Genomic DNA, 20,902 nt, shown 5'->3' with positions numbered 1-20,902 from the left:
CTGTCCGGAGCTTGTCCAGCGCTGTCCACGCTGTCGAGACGTTCCTCTGGGCAGGGGGCGTCCAGTGACAGCGGTATGTCGGAGGTGGCAGGGGTGCGGGTGGACACGGACGGTACGGAACAGCCCAGGGACGAGGCGGACGAACCGGGTTGGGAGGTGGACCCCGACGACGAGTCGGGCGCGGCCGTCGTCGCCACGGTGGGGCGGCAGTTGAGGCTGCGCCGCGAGGCTGCCGGGATGCGGGCCGCCGACTTCGGCGTTGCGATCGGCTACGGCGAGGACCTCGTCTACAAGGTGGAAGCCGGGAAGCGGATTCCCCGCGCCGAGTATCTGGACAGGGCGGACGCGGTCCTGAGCGCGGGTGGGTTGATCGCCGCGATGAAGCGTGACGTGGCGGAGGTGCGGTACCCGAAGCGGGTGAGGGATTTGGCGAGGTTGGAGGCTCGCGCGGTCGAGTTGCTGGCGTACAACAACCACAACCTGCACGGGTTATTGCAGACCGAGGAGTTCGCCAGGGCGCTACTCGGGACGCGTCGCCCCGCGTACTCAGCTGACGAGTTGGATCGGATGGTCGGCGCTCGCGTGGCTCGGCAGTCGATTTTCGACCGATCGCCCGCCCCGGAGCTGAGTTTTGTCCTGGAAGAGGTGACGCTGTGCCGACCCATCGGGGGGACAATGCTGCTACGCCAGCAGCTCGAACGTCTGTTGGAGGTGGGGAAGATGCGCAACGTCGAAATCCAGGTGATGCCGACTACACGCTGGGAGCACCCCGGAACGGGTGGAAAAATCCAGGTGCTGAAGTTCGGCGACGGCTCAGCGGTGGGTCGCACCGATGACGAGTACGGAGGTCGCCCCGTCTCCGATCCCAAGCAACTCCGGGTCCTTGAGCTGCGCTATGGCATCATCCGGGCTCAGGCTCTCACGCCAGGGGAGTCGCTGGCCTTCATCGAGCAAGTGCTGGGAGACACATGATCCGCAAGACCTCTGCCAGGGAACCTGACGCGCTCATCTGGTTCAAGAGCAGCTACAGCGACAGCAGCAACGGCAACGACTGCGTCGAGGTCGCGACTGCTGTCGGAGCGGTGCACATCCGGGACTCCAAGAACATCGCAGGTCCTCGTCTCGCTGTCGCGTCCAGCGCATGGGCAGACTTCGTGACGTACGCCTCGCAGCGCTGACTCTTCAGCTGAACCCCCGCACCCGGCGCGACCGAGTGCGGGGGCACGTTGCTGGGCAGGCTCAGAAAAGGGCGTCCGGCTTGGGAAACAGCCCGTCCTCGAAGTCCTCGCCAGCGGTTGAGCTATCCCCGGCGACTGAAGTTGAATTTGCGCTGCGCGTAGTAGCGCGAGCATCCGCCTCGGCCTTGCGTTTAGCGGCTCTCCGCCGCTTCGCTTCGGGGGTGTGCATCCCGCGCCTCACCTCGGCGTCGTGTCGGGTGTGGTTCATTTCTAGAAGGCGGTCCAGAATCTCGACCTGAACCTCAGGAGCAATAGTAAATCGTGGACCCTGTCGGGTCGTGTAGAAGCCGTGCTTCAGGTCGATATCTTCCCAACCGTATGCCTCAGCAACGGCTTGGTCGACTTCGATATGCGCCTTGCGTACTAGCTCGATGTCGGGAGAATGATCAGATTCGTCATGCACAGAATTGTAGATCTTTGTCAGGCCGAGAGTGCGAGTGCCGGTGGCGGTGCGTTGTGAATTCTCCAGTGAGTTCCCAGCAGCGGTAAGTCGGTTTGTCAATTCGGGATGGGGGAATGTCTCAAAAACGTCTGAAGGGGTGTATCGAGGGTCGCCTTTCAGGCTTGATCCCCATCGGATAGCCCACCCGACGTGAATGCTGCTTGATAGCAAGGCCAGTTGAGCGTGGGAATCTGATGCGACTACGCACAGGGCGTCGGAAAAGATCTGATCAGTGGGTAGCAACGCTGGAGTCATCGTCTTGGTGTGACGTACTACGACGATCACTTTCGAGAGTCCGGAAATGGCTTTTCGCATTTCTGGGCGTGGGCGCCAAAAATGCCAGAATTTTGTCTGCGATCCTGGTGCTACTTTTTCACGATCATCCTTTACTTTGGATTCGACGATATTCCAAGCGTCACCGTAGGACCGGGATCTTTCTTCTGTCCAGTCATGAAAATTGATAGCCCAACGGCTGGCCGAGAAATCCGGTCGAGAATTCAAATCCTCTCCCCCTATGTAAGGGAAGAGCACATCTTTGTTGCGGATGTCATTCTTGATTAGATCCTGTGCTTGTTGTGGTTGAAGAGTGAACCCCATCCCCCTCAAGGTGACACCCTGGAAGCACCTGTCTTCGTTTACTGCTAGCGGATACGGCTTTCCGGATGCGCGTGATTCTGCATCGAGTCCCGATGTGATTCCAAGAACTGCGCAGCCATCCAAGATGGGGATCTCTTTGCCGTTCCTCTGTCCGCCGAGCCACAGGAGGGATACTTCGAGAGCAGCCGTACCTGGCCATGGCTGAGACTTGATCGCTCGGTAGACATTCCAGCCTGACGCCTTTGCTTGATCAATGCCTACTTCGCGAGATTCGTTTTGGGCGATTGAATTGGTTGCGATGACCCCGGATCGTCCCGTTGGTGCTAGTGCGAGGTATCGGAGAAGGAAGTAGGCGCAGAGGTCAGCATTTCCGCGAACTCCATTGCCGATGCGGTTTACCAGGTATTCTCTGTAGCTGTGCGCCAGGGTGCTGGAAATTCTCTTGCCAGGAATGAACGGCGGGTTCCCCACCACCGCATCAAACCCGGTCGAGCCCCCCACCCCCATGATCTCCGGAAACTCCAGCGGCCAGTGCAACGGTCGTACCGTCTCCGCCCTGGTTCCCTTCAGCCATCCGTCCACGATCGCCCGGGCCTTGGCGTCGGCCTCCTCGTCGTCCTCCAGGGCCTTGACCACCAGTCCGGCCACCGACTCCAGCCGGTTGCGGTAGGCCCGTTCCTTCGCGTCCTCCTTGACGCCCGCGAAGCGTGCCCGGCCCCGGGCGCCGCCCACCGCCGTCTCGCCCGTCAGTTCGGACGCCTCCTCATCGGAGATGCCCTCCGCCGCCAGTGCCGCGCCCACCACCGCGTCGGCCGCCAGGCGCAGCCGCCTGGACAGTGACTCGGCTTCCGCGAGCTTCACGGCCTTGTCGCGTATCGAGCGGATGTCGTCGGCGGCCGATGCCTCGATGTCGCGGCGGAGTTGTGCCGCCTGGGAGAGCAGGGTCTCCGTGCTGTCCAGGGCGCGTGACACCTTGTCGCTGAGCTGCCGGTTCTTCGACTCCAGATGGAAGGACTTGATCTGCTCCACGTCCGTCACGCCGACCAGGGAGTCCCCCGAGCGCAGTGCGTGGTCCAGGAAGGAGAACGGCTTGTCCTTGGCGAGGGTGACGAGCCAGAGCGAGAGCTTCGCCAGCTCCACTGCCATCGGGTCGCGGTCGACCCCGTAGAGACAGCGTCCGGCGACCAGTCGGCGGGCCACCTGGAACAGCTGCTCACGGTCGTCCCGGTCCACGTCCTGGGCGATCTCCGGTGGCAGTCCGTCCCTGAGCCAGGCGTCGACGACCCGTTGGGAGAGGTAGCGGCAGGCGGAGACGAGGAACGCGCCCGAGCCCATCGCCGGGTCGAGGACCCGTAGCTTCAGCAGTGCGTCGGCGGACTTGGCCTGCCAGACGCCCGGCTCGGCGCCCTCGGCGGGGCCCGGGGAGTAGCAGAGCGGTGCGAGGGTGTGCTCGACGACCTCTTCGGCGAGGGCCTTCGGGGTGTAGTGGGTGCCGGTGTCACGGCGGTTGCCGGAGCGGACCACGACCACCGAGCCCGCCGGCCACACCTTGGGCTCGCCGCGTAGATCGAGTCCGTACAGACCGCTGAAGGCGGCGGCGCGTTCGGCGAGGGCAGCGTCGTTGCCGCAGGCCGCGTCCAGTTCGGCGGTCACCTTGCCCGATTTGGCGAGCGCGGCCGTGACGGCGGCCGGTTTGGCGCCGGTCTCGTCCGCGACCCGGTCCGGCAGGGTGCCCTCGGCTGACCACTCCTCCAGCCTGGCCAAGGGGAGCGCGGCCTCGTACTTACGGTCGCGGCCCAGGGAGAGGGTCGCGTAGGGCTCGTCCGCCCAGCGGCAGCCGTACTCCAGCAGACCTTCGTAGACATGGCCGATCTGCTCGACGTCCAGGCCCTTGTAGGAGAGGCGTTCCTCGCCCCTGATCCCCTTCCGGCCGCGCAGGGTGAGAAGCGCGTGCAGGATCTCGTAGACGACCCGGTCGGTGACCTTGGCGGAGACCAGCCAGGTGAAGCGGGTCGGATCGAACAGGGAGCCGCCGTAGGCGGGAATCCACAGCAGGTCATGGGTGGAGCCGCCGTGGATCGCGGCGAAGGTCGCGAGCAGGCGCGGCCAGCTCGCCGTCACCCGGTCCGGCAACTCGTCGCCCTGCTTCGCGCGGGCCGCCGCAAGCCTCTCGTGCACCGGGCCGACCGCGTACGACTCGTCGTACAGGGCCTCCCCGGAAGGCAACAGGCGCTGTTCCTCCGCGTACAGCAGGAAGACGAGACGCATCATGACGGTGAGCGCGCCCTCGTAGACCTGCTTTGCGGGTACACCTGCCAGCAGTTCGCCGTCTGCCTCGCGGTCGAGCCGGGAGACCTCGGCGACCAGCAGGGAGACCGCCTCACGGACCTGGCGGCCCAGGGTGTCGGTGACCTCGGACTGGGAATCGGCGGTACGGGCGAACAGAGCGGCCGTGGACTCCGACGGCTTTCCCGCCGCGTCGACCGGTGGGCGGGCGGCGCGGCCCGCGGTGAGCAGCGTCGCGAAGGCACGGGCGAGGAGCGGCTCCTCGCCCCACAGGTCGGCGTCGAAGACGGCGACCGTCGTCGCCTCCTTCGGGCGGGCGTGGACGAGCGCCCATCGGCGTCCGCTGGTCAGCAGGGCGAGCGGGACGTCGCGTGCCCGGCAGAGTTCGGCGGCCCGGTCCACCAGACCGGGCGTCTCGCCGCGCGGGGCGGTGAGGGAGTCGTCCCAGCCGTCCGTACGGAAGAACAGGACGCGTGGGACGAGGCCGGAGGAGCTGGGGCCGACGAGTGCGGCATCGGGCGTGTTTGCGCCCGCGTGCAGCGACTCGGGGATGGCGGCGCCCTCGCGCAGACCGGGGGAGCGCCAGCCGAGCAGCTCGGTCAGGACGAGCCCCTCCCAGGCGGGCCGCAGCAGGGCCGGGTCCTGCTGGACTTCGGTCCACGCCTGGCGCAGCCTGGTCCACCGCTCGGCCGGGATGGTGTCCAGACCCTCGGAGAAGGTGTTGAGCAGCACCGGCAGGGAGAGGAAGGGGCCGTCCGGGCGCAGCAGCCGCAGCCAGTCCGTGTGCTGGTCGGCCGGTGTCGGGACATTGCTCCTGGCCGGGAACGTCTTGCGAGCGGCGGGCGGCATCAGCGGATCTCCTGGCGGGCGGCGGGTACGGCGGGTGACAGGGCGCGGGGGACGAGGAAGGTGACGGAGACCGGGAACCAGCGCGGTGCCGGATCGGCCCAGCGGTTCCGTAGCGCGTCCGTCTCCGTCCGGATCAGCTCCGGCAGCCGTTCCAGACGCTCCTTGAGCCCGTCGCGGTCCGCGTTCAGCTGGCGACGCTCGTCATCCACCTCGAACAGTGACTCCTGTGCCCAGTGACCAGTGTCGTCCAAGCGCGCCCTGATCGATCGCCCCAGCTCCTCCAGGACGGTACGCACCCCCTCGACCTCCTCCTCGCAGCGCTTGGCGAGAAGGGCTTCGAGGGATCGGAAACGCTGGTTCGCGCGGGTGTTCAGCGCCCTGGTGAGGCGGCTCTCCAGCTGGGGCCAGAGATTGGTCAGCTCATCGCGGACGGAGTCGACGGGCAGCTCGTCGGTCGCCGCCGCGAGCCACGCCTCGACCTCGTCCTGACGGGCGGAGGTGAGTTTACCGGCCTCGATCGAGCCGCCCGCGGTGATGATCTCCTCATGGAGGCGTTTACCGCCCCGACCGGAGACGATCACCCGGCCGTGCGCGATGAGGGCCGGAGAGCGCAGCAGGCCGTCCGGGACCACCCGCGCCGTCACCCGGGAGAGCTTCGCCCGCGCCTTCACCTCCCCGGGCTCGGGCTTCGCTCCGCCCGACCACAGCTCGGCGCGCAGCAGGAGCAGGCACATCTGGACCAGGCGGTGGCCGAGGTGTAGCAGCACCACATCCGTGCGGCCCCTGGCCTCCGTCTCGTCGAACACGATCGGGCGTTCGACCTTGGTCAGTGGGTGGCGCAGACCGTCGGAGCGTGCTCTCGCCCAGCTGCCGGGCAGCTCCGGGAGGCGGAAGCAGCGGGCGCCCTTCGCCGGATCGGGGTCCGGCACTTTGGTCAGGTCCTTGCGATGTGCCAGCCGTAGCGCGGTGCGCACCACCCGCTTGACGTTGTCCGCGTTCAGATGCAGTTCCTGCCTGCTGCCCACCAGGGTCGCCGACAGCCGCTCCAGATCGCGGTTCAGGTCGCGTTCCACCTTCAGTACGGCCTTGCCGGAGCGCCGGGTGATCTCCGCGTCGGCGGTCGTCCAGTCGGAGCGGCGGCCCAGCATCTTCTGCTCCACCTGGGCGGCGATCACCTCGCCCGCGCTGCCGAGGTCCTCACGGATGCGTTCGGTCTTGCGGGCGGCGACGGCCAGGAAGTGCAGCTCGTCCTCCAGCGCGCCGTCCTCGTAACCCGAGTCGGTACGGCTGTCGTCGGCAGGGGTGAAGCCCTGCCAGCCCTCGGGGACGAAGTGGTACACATCAATCTGGTCGGCGCGCTGGCCGTGCCGGTCCACGCGGCCGTTGCGCTGCTCCAGTCGGTTCGGGTTCCAGGGGATCTCCCAGTGCAGTACCCGGTGGCAGTACGACTGGAGGTTGATGCCCTCGCTGGCGGCATCGGTGCCCAGGAGGATGCGTACCGGAGAGTGATCGGGGTGTTCCTGGAAGACGGACTTGATGCCCTCGCGCTCGTCCTTGTCCTGGCCGCCGAACAGCTGGGCGATCCGGTCCGGGGGGTACTTGGCCGCGATGAGCTGCCCGTACAGCCACTTCTGGGTGTCGCGGTACTCGGTGAAGACGATGACGCGCTCATCGGTCCAAGCCGCCCCGGGGCCGCCGGGGCAGACGATGTCCTCCAGCCAGTCACGGAAGCGAGCGAACTTGGCATCCGGGCGCTTCGCTGCTCCCTGCGCCCAACCGCTGAGGTCGGTGAGCAGCGTCCGTTCGCCGTCGGAGAGCGGGCGCATGGCGTGCCGGGCGGCGGTGAACGCGCTGTCCGCCGCCTGAGTGCGCGTCTCCTCGTTCCCCTCCTCGGCCTCCTCGACGCCGTCGATGAGGGGCCGCAGTACGCGGATGCTCGGCGTGGGCATGTTGTCGGCGGGTTGGGCGGACATCGTCTTCAGATGGGTGCGGATGGTGCGGTCGAACGCCATCGGCGAGGAGAGGAACCGCTTCTTCAGCAGGGTCGTCACAAAGTCGGAGGCGGCCCCGCCCGCCTTGCCGTTCCCGTCCTGCCCCGTGCGGCGGGACCGGGCGTACTCGGCGAGCTTGGCGTAGGCGTCCCGCGCCCCGTCCGCGTAGGAGACCTCCAGGGAGTGCGGTACCCGTTGCGGGAAGCGAGGCTTGCCGTTCCAGTCACTCGGCAGCTCGGATTTCATCCGGCGCACCATCACCCGGCGCAGCTGCTCCTCGGACGGCTTGACCCCTCGGGCGAACCGGTGGTCGTCAAGCATCTCCAGCAGGGCGGTGAAGGAGTTCAGATAGCCGTTGTGCGGGGTGGCGGAGAGGAAGAGCCGGTGCTCGCAGTGCGGGGCGAGCAGCTTCACGGCCGTGGTGCGCTGCGAGTCGACGGCGTACTTCCCGATCCCCGAGGGAGCGCAGGTGTGGACCTCGTCCACGACGAGGAGATCGAAGGCGCGGGGGTACTCGGGGACGACGGGCAGCAGCTCGCGCAGCATCCGCAGCGAGCGTTCCCGCTTCAGCCAGTCGACCGACACGATCAGGCGGGGATAGTGCCTCCACGGGTTGGCGTACAGGCCCGCGGACCGGCGTAGCTTCCTCAGGAGTTCGGCGTCGACGATACGGAAGTCCAAGCCGAACTTGTCCCGCATCTCGTCATGCCACTGGAGGGTGAGCCCCGCCGGACAGACGATGAGCATGGTCCGGGCCCGGTGGCGCAGCATCAGCTCCTGCATGACCAGACCCGCTTCGACGGTCTTGCCGAGGCCGACATCGTCGGCGATCAGCAGATTGGTGCGGGGCATGGACAGTGCACGGACCACCGGGTCCAGTTGGTACTCCTGGATCTCGACGCCGGAGCGGAAGGGCGCCTGGAGGGCGGTCTTGTCGGCCGACGCGATGGCGCCCCAGCGCACCGCGTCCAGGAAGGCGTCCAGCCGGTCGGGCTCGTCGAAACCGTTCTGCGGCGAGGGGAGCGCGTGACCGTCGAACACCTCCGTCGCCTGCTCCAGCTCCCAGACCACGCGCAGCTCCTCGTCAGCCGCGTCGTCCTCCATGGAGGTCAGCTCGACGAGATGGGTGGCTTCGGCCAGGTGGGAAGGGTCGTCCGAGGCGAAGGAGGAAGGTCTCACCTCGGTGACCACCCAGGGGCGATTGCGTACGGTGACGAGTTGGCCTGGGGCGGGGACATCGGGGGTGGGTTCCTTGGAGGCCGCTGTTCTCGTCTGTGCCGTGGTGCTCATGCCGTCCGCCCCCATGATCCATGTGCTTCGCCGACTGCCGAGAGTTTAGGCCGCCTTGAGCGGAAAATGCGGTGGTTGCGGCCTCGGACACCGGGGGTAGACGGCGGGCTTGGGGGGAGGGTGGCTGGAGTTGCTGACGTGGTGAATGTGGGAGTACGAGGCTGGGTGGGTGTGGGTCGCTCCAGACGTCCGACTGGTCCGCTCAACCGTCGGGTGAAGAACTTCTCCCGGAGCGCGGGGCCAGCCACTGAAGGGGCCCCTGCCCGGTTTCGGGTCAAGCGCCGAGTCGGTTCGCGACCCCTGGGAAGCCTCTCGCTCCCCGTGGCGCTATTTCCCGCTCTGAGCGATTCCCTATGGAACGATGCTGTCCATGACAGACAGCGGGGGCGAAATGTCATCAGCACAAGTGACCTCGGCAAGACGTGAGTTCGCCGTCTTGTTGGGGGAGTTCAGGCGCACGGCGGTGCTAGTTCCGTTCGATCCGTACGGCAGCCTCTGGACGGCGGACCAGGGTGGTGTTCGCTGGATATGTGCCTTCTCCGACGAGGAGTCCTTGGCCCGTTTTGCGCTGGCGCGGGGCGAAGCCGAACGGGAATGGACGTATCAGACCGTGCTCGGCGCACGGCTACTCGACGTGCTGGTGCCGACCCTCGAAGGGCCGGCTGGGGTGGCGTTGGACGCGGGCAGTGATGGGGGAGTGCTCTTCCCCCCTGTCGTGGGGATAGTGCCGGACGCGGTGGCAGTGGATGCGGGAGGGACCCTGTGAGCGGCACCGATCCGGACCTGGCGGTGCCGCCGGGGGCGATGGAGCTGATCGCAAGCGGGATAGACAAGGCCTACGGTGAACTGAAGGACCTCGGCCTGGTCGGAGACGCGACCGCCCACCGCGGGTTCGCGGATCTTGCCCTGTCGGGGCTGGATCTGGGGCACCGGGGGCTCAGCGAGGAGTTCAAGACCTTCTGCCGGCGGTGGGAGTGGGGTGTACGCGGCCTGATGCAGCGGGGCAACGGCTTCGCGAGAGAGCTTGGGCTTTCGGCGGGGGCCAGCTATGAACAGGAGCAGTACCGCAAGGACTCGTTCAAGATCGGACTCAACTCCCTCAACGGCAACCCCCACCTGAGCGAGGACGAGGTCACGAAGAAGAGCTGGGACGAGATCCGGAACCAGGCGGCCTGGGACAACCCGGACTACAGCGCGGAGTCCGTCTCCAAGGCCCATGGCGAGGTGAAGCAGACCTGGCAGGACACGACGTATGACGTGAACGACGCCCTGATGGATTCGATGACGGATTCGGGAGTCGTCGATCCGCGGTTCCGTGATGCCCTGGACGTGCAGGCGCAGGAGACGTACGACCCATCAGAGGAGGCTGTTCAGCGGGCTCGTGAGGGGGACGGCGGCTGATGGGGCTTGATGACTGGGGCAAGGCGCTCGATGGGCTCGGTTCCGCGTATGACAAGGTCCGGGACGGGATCGACAAGGGCAAGGAGATCGTCGGGGAAGGTGTGGACGCCGCCACCGACGCGGGCGCCGATCTGCTGGACAAGGTCGGTGCCGAGGGCGCGGCGGACTCGTTCGAGGACTGGGGCGACCGCAAGGCATCCTCGCTCGGCGCGCAGGTGGACGAGGCCCAGTTAGGCCAGACCGACGAGGCAAATGAGCTGATCCACGGCAACGCCGGACGGATCAACGGTGCGGCGAAGAACCTGCGGGACTTCCAGACCGCGTTCGACAGCGTCGGGCAGGGTCTGAAGCGACTGGACTCACAGCAGTGGAAGGGTGAGGCGGCAGACACCTTCCGGGAGAAGTTCTCGGTACTGCCGGTGGACTGGCTCCGGGCGGCGGACGCGTTCGGTGCGGCGGCGAAAGCGCTGGGCTCCTACGCCGAGGTGGTCACCTGGGCGCAGGGCAAGGCGAGGGAGGCCATCGCACTCCACAAGGAGGGGAACAACACCTCCAACACCGCGATCGAGACGTACAACAAGAAGGCGGAGGCGTACAACGTCGCACGCAACGGGCCCGATCTGCTTCCCAAGCCGGACACGTTCGTCGATCCGGGCGAGTCCCAGCGAGAACGGGCGAGGGAGATGCTCGCCGAGGCCCGTAGACAGCGCAACGACGCCGCGGAGATGGCCAAGTCAGCGGTCGCCGGGGCCCTCGCACACGCCCCGGCGGAACCCAAGGGCGTCGAGCGGCTGAAGCTTGACGCGATCGACACCGGAATCGCGCAGATCACCGAACTCCAGCACGTGGGCAGCGGGGTGATCAAAGGGACGGCGGGAATCCTCAACTTCGTCCGTGCCGTCAACCCGATCGACCCCTACAACCTCACCCACCCCGCTGAGTACTACAAGGGCACCAGCACGGTCCTCGCCGGTCTGGTCTCGACAGCGGCCAACCCGGACCGGGCGCTGAAGAACCTCTGGGAGACGGCGAAGAACGACCCGGGGGAGTTCGTCGGCCGCCTGCTCCCGGAGCTGATCGGCACGAAGGGCGCGGGAGTCGTCCGGGGCGGCATCCGGGCCGGGGCGAAGACGGGCACGGACTCAGTGGCTCGGCAGAGCGTGGACGATCCGGCGAAGCCGTCCCGCACCCGGAACGCCGTGGAGAGCGGGCACACCGACCCCATCGATCTAGCAACCGGCGTCATGTTCCTGCCGCAGACGGACATCGCACTACCCGGGTTGCTACCTCTCGTATTCGGACGGCGAGTGGCATCGGACTATCAGGCAGGGCGCTGGTTCGGGCCGCAATGGGCGTCGACAGCGGATCAACGGCTGGAGATCGACTCTCAGGGTGTCGTGCTGGTCTGCGAAGACGGCCTCCTGCAGGCCTACCCCCATCCCGCGCCCGGCGTTCCGGTGCTGCCAAGCCATGGGCCCCGGCGCGCCCTCGAAATCGACCAGGGCGGCGACTACACCGTCACCGAGCACGGGACCGGCCAGGTCCACCACTTCACGACGCGGGGTTATGCGCATCTTGCGACTTCGGAAAGGGAACTCGCTCTCCTCACCCGGATAGAAGACCGCAACGGCAACTGGATCGACTTCGAGTACGACGAGAACGGGGCCCCCGCCTCGATCGTGCACCACGGCGGCTATCACCTGAAGCTTGCGACCGACCAAGGCCGGATCAGCTCCTTAAGCCTGGCCTCGGCCGCAGCCGGCGGCGCCGATCAGCAGATCCTGCGGTACGGGTACACCGACGGACTGCTGACCGAGGTGACCAACTCCTCCGGTCTGCCCCTGCGGTTCGCGTACGACGCGTCGGGACGGGTGATGTCATGGACCGACACCAACGGCAGCCGCTATGACTACGCCTACGACGACGATGACCGGTGCGTCGCGGAAGGCGGTGTGGCCGGGCACATGGCCGTGCGCCTGGCGTATGGCACCGCGGACCCCGGAACCGGGCTGCGCACAACGACTCTGACCAGCAGGAACGGCGCGGTCCGGCGATACCAGGTCAACACCGCCCACCAAATTGTCGCGGAGACGGACCCGCTGGGCGCGGTCACTCGGTATGAGCGCGACCGCTACAACAGACTGCTCTCCCGCACTGACCCGTTGGGGCTGACCACACGGTTCACGTACGACGACGAGGGCAACCCGGTACGGGTGGTCAGGCCGGACGGCCGGGAGTTGCTTGCGGAGTACGGAGAGCTCGGCCTGCCCGTAAGAGTGGTCGGCCCGGACCGAACCACGGTCCGACGTGAGTACGACGAACGTGGGAACTGCATCCGGGTCGCCGGCCATTCCGGTTCGACTCTGTTCGTCTACGACGACACCGGCCGATTGACCTCGGTGACCGATGGGCTCGGTCACCTCACCCGAATACGTTGCGACCCAGCGGGTCTCCCTCTCGAAATCGTCGATCCGCTGGGTGCGGTCAGCCGCATCGAACGCGACGGTTTCGGACGACCGGTCGCCCTGATCGACGCACTGGGGACAGTGACCCGTCTGGAGTGGACGCCGGAAGGCAGACCTGCCCGACGGATCGAGGCGGATGGGAGCGAGCAGTCCTGGACGTATGACGGTGAGGGAAACTGCGTCTGCCACACGGATGCTCTGGGAGCACAGACACGATTCGAGTACACGCACTTCGATCTGATGTCGTCCCGGACCGGGCCGGATGGGGCACGGTACGAGTTCACCCACGACACAGAGCTACGTCTCACCCAGGTGCTGAATCCGCAAGGTTTGAGCTGGGACTACGCCTACGATCCAGCGGGTCGACTCACCTCGGAGACAGACTTCGATGGCCGTACGCTCGACTATGAGCACGATGCGGCAGGCCGGCTGACCGCCCGTATCGATGCGCTGGGACAACTGGTTCGCTACGAGCGAGACACCTTGGACCGGATTGTCGCCAAGGACGCCGATGGAGCGGTCACCACGTACGGGTACGACCTCTTCGACCAACTCGCCGAGGCAAGCGGTCCGGACGCACGCATCAGCATGTTGCGTGACCGGTTCGGCCGCCTGAGGTCGGAGACCGTCGACGGTCGCACCACCTCCTACGCTTACGACGAACTCGGCCGCAGGGTCTCCCGGACGACGCCTTCGGGTGCCGTCAGCACGTGGACCTACGACGCCGCAGGGCGGCGAAACACACTGACTGCGTCAGGCCGGACGCTCACCTTTGAACGAGACGCAGTTGGTAGAGAAGTCACCCGCGGTATCGGCGAGACCCTGGCCTTGACGAACAGCTACGACCTGGTGGGACGGCTCACGAGCCAGCAGGTCATGAGCGCAGGCCGCAGTGTCCAGCGCCGCGGTTACAGCTATCGGGCAGACGGCCATGTCATCGGGGTGGACGATCAGCTCACCGGAGTCCGAGCCTTCAGCCTTGACGTGGTCGGCAGAGTCACCGCGGTCAACGCCGAAGGCTGGACGGAGAGCTACGCGTATGACGAGGCGGGCAATCAGAGACACGCCTCATGGCCGCTCAACCATCCTGGTCAGGAAGCGGTAGGGCCGCGCACCTACAGCGGTACCACGATCACCCGCGCGGGGAAGGTTCGCTACGAGCACGACGCACGGGGCCGCATCACACTGCGGCAGAAACCACGGTCGTCGCGCAAGCCGGACACCTGGCGATACACCTGGGACGCCGAGGACCACCTGACCTCCGTAGTGACCCCGGACGGCAGTTGCTGGCGCTACCGGTATGACCCGTTAGGCCGTCGCATCGCCAAACAGCGGCTGGGGCAAAACGACACCATCCTGGAACAGGTCGATTTCACCTGGGACGGCGCGATCCTCTGCGAGCAGACCACGACGGCGGAGGACTTACCGAATCCCGTCACTCTCACCTGGGACCACGACGGCGTGCGCCCCCTCACGCAAACAGAACGCATCACGTCGGCGGAAGCACCTCAGTCGGAGATCGACCAACGCTTCTTCAGCATCGTCACCGACCTGGTCGGCACCCCGACCGAACTGATCGATGAGTCGGGCGACCTGGCGTGGCACACCCGGAGCACACTGTGGGGCACCACCACCTGGTCCACGACCAGCACCGCGTACACCCCACTTCGCTTCCCCGGCCAGTACTTCGACCCGGAGACGGGCCTTCACTACAACTTCCACCGGCACTATGACCCGGAGACCGGGCGCTACCTCTCCTCGGACCCGCTGGGGCTGGCACCGGCTCCCAACCCGGTCGCCTATGTCCGCAATCCGCATCTCTGGTCCGATCCACTCGGGCTCGCTCCGTATCCGCCCAATCTTGCTCTGGGTATTCGTGAGCACAATTTGCGGGAGTTCGCGGCGAAGAACGAATTCGCTCACTATCTTGATGACTTGGACTGGGAGTCGAGTGTGCGGGGCGCAGCCCACAACCCCGACGTTCACTTGCATATTGCGATCGACGGGTTTTTCGGAGAAACCCCTACGGAAAAGATTATGGCTGCATATAAAAGCGGTTCAGGTGATAATTGGTTCGCGACGGAACGTGAAATCTATCATGTAGGGAAGGCGATTCGTGTGGGCGATCGAGAATGGGATAGTATAACCTTTTACGAAGACGGCGTGAAAGTGAAGATACCAGAAATGGAATTTCCGAAGCCGCAGGAAGGGGAAGGTGTCAAAAGGTGAACGAAGTTGGCTGCTGGGAGAGAAAATTTCAAGTTTGGCAGTACTCGGTTAGCCATTCGACACTGTTGCTGCGGAGTGTAGTTTCAAGTCCTCTGAGGTCTCGGATTGATATTGCCTTCCCGGCTGTTGAAATCATGAAACTTCAGCCTACTTACAGGACTTTGAGAATCGACGTGGTTGCCCAGGATGAGGTTGCTGAATGGCTGGGGGTGCATCCAGGGATCTCGCATGGGTCTCTCTTCCTGCTGAATGGGGGGGAAGGGTATGTCTGGTCAGCTGACTTTCAGTGGTTCGAGGACGAGGGGGACCAGAGGTCTCCCTCTCGCTTTGGACCGTTGCGGGGGACTGCTTGAGTTGGCCTTCGAGATGGACGCCCCCGCCTCAAGTATGGGCTCGAAGATGCCGACCTGCATGCATTCAGTGATTCGGTCGCCCAGTTCCAGGGGCTCTGGGGCGCTAGGCGCGGTCCTGCCGTGAGGTGAATTCTCCATTCAGGGGCAATGGGTGTCTTTGATGAATTGAGGTGGGACTGAGAGTGTGAGATTCAGGCGCTTGCCCTGTCTCTCTGGTCCGGCTCTAACGAGGCCTGCTCGCGGTGAATCTGCGAAACCGATTTAGTTCGGCGCATGGTCCGCATGGGGAGTTCTCGCGATGAGGGGTGTGGTGGGCACTCACACGAGGGCAGAAGTGGCGCGGTGCGGTAGCGCGGGCCTGGGTGACGACGACTGGGTCGAGGTCGCGACTGTTGTCGTGGTGCATGCTCGGGACTCCAAGATCGTCGGGTCCTCAGCTCTTAGTAGGGGGTAAGCGCGTGGGTCGATTTCGTCTCGTACACCTCCATCATCTGAGCGCCAACGGCAGATGCCCCGCCTTCATCGAAGACAGGGCATCGTTGCTGTGCGGGGGTATCAGTCGTCGGCCGGTTCGTCCTCGGTGAAGAGGTCTTCGGCGTCGGTGGCGGTGATGGCACGCCTCAGCCAGTGATCCAGGACGTCGAGGTCCGAGCACTCGGTGATCCGCTGTCGGTGGCTCTCCAGAGTGGGGATCTGGCGGGCCTCCAGGATGCGGAGGACGGAGAGGGCGCGCTCCTCGGCCTTGCCTTCCGCCTTGCCTTCCGCCTTGCCTTCCGCCCTGCCCTCAGCCATGCCTTCCGCCTTGGCTTTGAGGAAGGTCTCCTCGACCAACGTCCCTCGGCCGGGGAAGTAGGTACCTACGGCCATCAGATTCCTCCAATTTTCCCTGGCCGGGGTGTTTCCCAGGCCGATTTCCAACAACTCGAAGAAGTAGTCGGCAGATTCCCTGTCGGCAGAGCCGAGCGCCGACGCCAGCGCTTCCAGTATGGCGTCGACGTCCCTGTCCTTGCTGTGGGTCATCGCAGCAAGAGTGGCGAGTGCCAGATTCCTACCGGCCTCTCTGGGGCTGGTGATCACGGGCAGGTTGTCAGGCCCCAGGACCATCGGATGGGTGCTCTGCAAGATCCAGTTCTCGTACCCCGTGGTGAACGGCCCCGCCGCCCACTTCGCCGTGGCCCGGTCCTTGCAGACGACCAGGAGGAGGACCGGGAGGTCGTGCTTGTCCCGGAGATACGCCGTGTAGTAGGGCCAACTCGTTTCTTTGCCAGGGTCCTTGCGGCCTTGGGCTTCGATCGCGAGGAGGAAACGCTGTCCCTCCGATGTTTCCACCCGGAGCACGCTGTCCACGCGTCGCTCCAGCGGGCGGATCTCGGTGGCGTCACCCGTCAGGACCTCGACGGATGTCTTGGCGGGCAAGGGGATGCCCAGCACCCCGAAAACCGGGGTGAGTAATTCAGGCCGGTCCTGGAAGATCCGGTGCGCGGCCTCGTGTGAGGAAGTGACCATGATCCGGACGCTAGGGAATCGCCGACTTCATGATTATGTCAATGACACATAGCAATCCGAATGTATGAACGTCGGAGATTGGTTGACGCGAACGGGCGTGCCATTCCGGAGGCTGTGCGAGGCCGAGTGAGGGGGCTCACCGCAGGGGTGGCGCCGCCGCTGCCTCCCACGGCTTCAGGACAACCCCCGACAACCCGCGCGTCCAGTGGAACGAGATGTCCGCCAGCCGGGTGGTGTCCAGCGGGTTGGGGCCGAGGCCGATCGCGTACTGCGTGGGGTTCGCGGCGAAGGGGCGCGGCCAGGCGTGGATGTCGGAGGCTCCCGAGTCCTCCAGGGCTCGCAGCAGGGCGTGCATCCGCCCTCGCACCCGGCCCGTTTGATGCTCGGGTACTGACACGATCAGCCACTGGCGGTGGCGCTGTTCCCACGCCGGTACGGCGAGGAGTTCCGGCCAGGGATCGGATGGGGACTCCAGGGCCTCCCAGGCCCGGAAGAGTTCCTCCGCGATCAGGTCCCGGCCGGCCGTGCTCACCCGTTCTGTACAGGGGCGGACCGGCTCGCTCGGGGTCATGATCGTCAGCGGGAGGGCGGTGTCAGATCCGCCCACTGCCGTGCGCCAGTCCCAGGCCGCCCAACTGCCGAAGAAGTGTCGAAGCAGCTCAGGGCCCGATAGTGGACCTGCCTCATGGACCGTACGGGCCGCAAGTACCGCCCAGCCGATGCCGGGGATCCCGCCGAAGGGCGCCGAGTCCAGGCCGCGGGCGTGTGCCCATGCCTTCACCTCCCGAGCGAGCCGCGCGAACGCCTCCCGCTGCTCACCCACCAGTTCGAGGAGCGCTTCGGCATCGCTGACCGCGCTCAAGGCGACGGCTGCCGAGTCGCCGAGTTCGGCCCGGCGTGCAACGGCCTCATCCGGGGGGACCTCGCCCGTACCGACGACGAACAGATCCACCACCAGCCCGCCGACCCGGAAGCGCAGCCCGGGAAGGCGGGCTCCCTCCACCACTCGGAGACCGTCGGCGTCCGGAAGGGCCGCGGCCAGTCGTTCCCGTACCGCCGCGATGTCGATCTCACCGGGAAGTGCGGTGACCAGATCGAGATCGGCATCGGCCAGGGCGCAGCCCAGCCGGCGCGAACCGACCATATGCACCACGCCTTCCGTGTGCACCACGCCTTCCGTGAGTGCCAACGCCACCCGTTGGGCCGTTGCTCCGACGAAGGGATCGGAGCGCGGACCGAGGTCGACCGACACCGCGTAGTGGTCGGATGCGAAGAGGCCGTCCAGGTCCGGGACGTCTCCCAACAGAACCGCCCGTTGTGCCTCCGGACCGCGCAGCAACACCCGGTCCAGCCGGCCCGAGCGGCCCGTCAGCGAGGAGAGCGCGGCCAGCGGATTGCGCGGCGGGTCGAAGGTCGGGGCCTGGTCACCCGTGCCATGGACCGAAGTCCAGGCGTCGCTGAGTTCAAGCCGCAATTCGGCCGTGTTTCCGCCGTCGTTGAAGTCGCCCAACACCACCACCGGGCCGTCCAGCGCGGCCAGCCCCTCCGCCGTCTCGTCGAGCTGCCCGTTCCGTACGGCCGAGCCGTCCGCCGTGTGATCGCTGGTCAGATGCGTGTCGATGACGGTGACCGGACCGTATGCCTCCGACTCCACGACGATCGCGGTGAGCGCCTTGTGCGGCCCGAGGGCATGGTGTCCGGCCTCCTGTATCGGCAGTCGGCTGAGCAGCAGCAACCCGTACTCGTCCACCTCGCGTCCGGCCGGCGTCAGGGTGTAGCACTCGCGGATCCACGGCGTCGCTCGGATCAGCTTCAGCAGTTCGGACGTCACCTCCTGGAGCGCGATCACATCGGCGTCCGCGTCCCGCAGCGCGTCGAGGAGCAGCGGCCGACGCCGTGCGGTGTCCAGTCGGTCGGCGTCGTACCGGTCCCAGAGCGTGTTCCACGTCAGTACCCGCAGCGTGGCCGAACCCGGGCGCGGTACGGGCGAGGTGCCCCAGGTCGTGCCGTCCCAACTCCGGGGCGTGATCGGCTCGAAGAAGGGGGACGGGAGACGGCGAGGGGTCCGCATCCGTCCGGCCTCGGTGAGGTCGACACGGTCCACTCCCGTACGCCGGTCCCACACCACCTCGCCGTCGGCCTCGAAGAACAGCACCCGGTGCCAGGGGACCTCCCCACCCGGGACGAACGACGTCAGTGGCACCCGCTTGGGCTGGGCGCCGCGCTGCAACACACCCAGGGTGAATCTGGCCGGATCGAAACGGGCGTCCCAGCGCACCCGGTGGTAGAGACCCTCACTCGTCTGCATGGCCGTTTCCGTCCCCTTTTCCGTCCCTGTTTCCGTCTCCGTTTCCGTCTCCGTGTGTGTCCTCGATGGTGCCGTCCGAGCCGATGTACCACGTCCGATGCGCCTGACCCGGGTACGGAGGCTCGTACCGTCGGAGTTGGGACTCCAGCACCCCGTCCGGCACGGCATGGGCGCGACCCGCGTTCCGCCGTCTCAGTTGGCCCTCGTCCAGGACGACGATCGCATGGGTGGTCAGTGCATTGCGGCGGCGCGCGACCTTGTGCACCAGCGCGCGCTGGTGCCGATTGATCGAGGTGGCGTCCCAGACGACCGTGCCGCCCGCGGCCAGCGCCCGGTCAAGACGGTCGAGACCGGCCCGCAACACATCGCCGTTCCCCCGCTGGTCGGCCCGTGACCCGGCCGCCTCCCGCAGATCGTCCAGCGATACGACCGTGTCGGCGCCCAGTCCGTGCGCAAAGGTGCTCTTGCCGCTCCCCGAGGGGCCGACCATCTGCACCAGCCGTGGAAAGTCACCGTCCCGCCAACGCCAGGTCGCCGCCGTGGCCTCCTCGGGCCCGGCGATCCTGCCCTCCGCGTACGCGTCCCGCGCCTCGGCACGGCAGCGGTCCGCCGCATCCGGTGCCAACTCGTCGAACCGTGGCGGCTTCCAGGCCCGTACCTCGTCCGCGTACAACGCCGACCACTCCACCTGCTCCCGCTCCTCGTCGGTCCTCGCCAGGGCTGCGGCGACGGAGTGTAGGACGTCGAGGTCAGCGGCGTACGACAACCGGATGAGACCGGTCCGGCGGTCCGCGTCGGGGTACGGGCGGTGCAGACCGGGCGCGAGCCCGACGACATCGGCGACCCGGCGGGCGAGCCGCATCCCCAGCACGGGGCGCAGCCCGGCCGCCAGGGTGGATCGGTGTTCCCCGTGCAACAGGGCGGCGAGGACCGCGGTCAGCCGTGCGTCCCCCGTACGCCCCGACCGCTCGGCCACTTCGGCGACCGGGCCGTACGACGCACTCGCGCGCACACCGAGCGCGCCCGCCAATTGCTCCGGATGTGCCGGACCTCCCGACCGTACGGACCACAGCGCGGCGGCCGGTCCCAGGCCGTTGGGGACGACCGCCGAGTGCATCCAGTGGGTGTCGGTCTGCACATGCCCCGCCCGTACCCACTTGGCCACGGAATGCCGGAAATCGGCGGCAGCGAACCCCTTCGCGGCCCGGACGACATATCCCTCCTGCCGGGAGAGATCGAGTCGCAGGGCGCGCAACGCCCGTTCGTCGAAGACGCCCCGCCAGAGAACGGCCGGCGAGGGAACCCCCAACCCCCGCAGGAACAGAACCGTCCGGTCCCAGTCCAGACAACGCCCTTGCGCGTCCCAGACGGAGAACCCGTAGAAGTAGCCGTCGAGCCGGTCGTACGGGACGGAGTGCCGGGCGTACACGTTCTCGCCGCAGATGCGCCAGCCGCTCGGAATCCCATGGGCGATGCGGCTGTGGAGGGCTTTGACCCAGGTCCGGGAAGGGTGGTGGGCGGAGTCCAGGGAACGGGCGTGCAGTCCGTCCGCGTACAACGTGGTGTTCTCGCCGTCCAGTTTCTCGGTGACGACGACCTCCCGGCCTACCAGGTGCGACAGATCACCGGTCCGTACGTCGTCAGAGGTGGCGCCCGGCGACCACGGCAGATGCGGTGTGCGCGGATAGTGCATCCGCATGATGGTCGGCCCCCCGGCGCAGACGATGGACGTGCCGGGCCACTGTAGAAGCCGTTGATCAGAACGATCGAGCGATTTTCCGCGGACCTACAGGACATTCAGCGGTCGGAGCCGTACAGCACTGAGGGCGCCGAGTTGCTGACGGCGATCGACACCGGACTGCGGTAGGAAGGACCGGACCCAGTGGGACGCGATGGGCGGGACACCTCCTGGCCATCGCGCTCCCGCGGTTGCGAGTCCTTTGACCC

10 protein-coding genes are annotated in these 20,902 nt (G+C 66.6%); 5 read left to right on the top strand and 5 right to left on the bottom strand.

The annotated features are described in order from the left end of the window. Positions 1–75: 75 nt before the first annotated feature. On the top strand, positions 76–972 hold the full coding sequence (locus tag ABZ348_RS25355) for a helix-turn-helix transcriptional regulator (protein WP_358936728.1): 897 nt from the start codon (positions 76–78) through the stop codon (positions 970–972). After that, positions 969–1,178 (top strand): DUF397 domain-containing protein, encoded by a 210-nt coding sequence (locus tag ABZ348_RS25350; protein ID WP_358936726.1) that lies wholly within the window; start codon positions 969–971, stop codon positions 1,176–1,178. Before ABZ348_RS25355 ends, ABZ348_RS25350 begins: the two co-directional genes overlap by 4 nt. A 61-nt stretch (positions 1,179–1,239) precedes the next feature. Here ABZ348_RS25350 and ABZ348_RS25345 read toward each other — a convergent pair whose 3' ends face one another. Together ABZ348_RS25345 and drmD are read right to left on the bottom strand one after the other, a co-directional pair. Further along, positions 1,240–5,412 carry a type IIL restriction-modification enzyme MmeI gene (locus tag ABZ348_RS25345; protein ID WP_358936724.1) on the bottom strand — a complete coding sequence of 1,391 codons (4,173 nt, stop codon included), beginning with the start codon at positions 5,410–5,412 and terminating at the stop codon, positions 1,240–1,242. After that, the gene (gene drmD, locus ABZ348_RS25340) at positions 5,412–8,693 is read right to left on the bottom strand and encodes a DISARM system SNF2-like helicase DrmD (protein ID WP_358936722.1); all 3,282 of its coding nucleotides are present in this window, start codon (positions 8,691–8,693) and stop codon (positions 5,412–5,414) included. Before drmD ends, ABZ348_RS25345 begins: the two co-directional genes overlap by 1 nt. Before the next feature lie 361 nt (positions 8,694–9,054). On the opposite strand from drmD, the gene ABZ348_RS25335 reads away from it, so the two are divergent. Genes ABZ348_RS25335 through ABZ348_RS25325 form a run of 3 tightly spaced genes read left to right on the top strand, consistent with a single transcriptional unit; the run spans position 9,055 to position 14,788 of the window. After that, positions 9,055–9,459 carry an SseB family protein gene (locus ABZ348_RS25335; protein ID WP_358936720.1) on the top strand — a complete coding sequence of 135 codons (405 nt, stop codon included), beginning with the start codon at positions 9,055–9,057 and terminating at the stop codon, positions 9,457–9,459. After that, a complete protein-coding gene (locus tag ABZ348_RS25330; protein WP_358936718.1) occupies positions 9,456–10,094 on the top strand; it encodes a hypothetical protein in 639 nt (212 codons plus the stop codon). The genes ABZ348_RS25335 and ABZ348_RS25330 overlap by 4 nt, the downstream gene beginning before the upstream one ends. Then, complete coding sequence (locus tag ABZ348_RS25325; protein WP_358936716.1) at positions 10,094–14,788, top strand: putative T7SS-secreted protein; 4,695 nt, start codon at positions 10,094–10,096, stop codon at positions 14,786–14,788. The genes ABZ348_RS25330 and ABZ348_RS25325 overlap by 1 nt, the downstream gene beginning before the upstream one ends. Positions 14,789–15,696: 908 nt before the next feature. Here ABZ348_RS25325 and ABZ348_RS25320 read toward each other — a convergent pair. The 3 genes from ABZ348_RS25320 to ABZ348_RS25310 form a co-directional block, all read right to left on the bottom strand. Further along, positions 15,697–16,647 (bottom strand): hypothetical protein, encoded by a 951-nt coding sequence (locus ABZ348_RS25320; RefSeq protein ID WP_358936714.1) that lies wholly within the window; start codon positions 16,645–16,647, stop codon positions 15,697–15,699. A 136-nt stretch (positions 16,648–16,783) separates the two neighbouring features. Further along, the gene (locus tag ABZ348_RS25315; RefSeq protein WP_358936712.1) at positions 16,784–18,955 is read right to left on the bottom strand and encodes an RNA repair domain-containing protein; all 2,172 of its coding nucleotides are present in this window, start codon (positions 18,953–18,955) and stop codon (positions 16,784–16,786) included. Next, positions 18,942–20,654, bottom strand: coding sequence for an RNA ligase family protein (locus ABZ348_RS25310; RefSeq protein WP_358936710.1), 1,713 nt, complete (start codon positions 20,652–20,654; stop codon positions 18,942–18,944). The genes ABZ348_RS25315 and ABZ348_RS25310 overlap by 14 nt, the downstream gene beginning before the upstream one ends. Between the last annotated feature and the right edge of the window lie 248 nt (positions 20,655–20,902).

It is taken from the genome of Streptomyces sp. NPDC005963, assembly GCF_040638655.1.
Lineage (GTDB): Bacteria > Actinomycetota > Actinomycetes > Streptomycetales > Streptomycetaceae > Streptomyces.
This window is presented reverse-complemented; position numbering and strand designations above follow the sequence as displayed.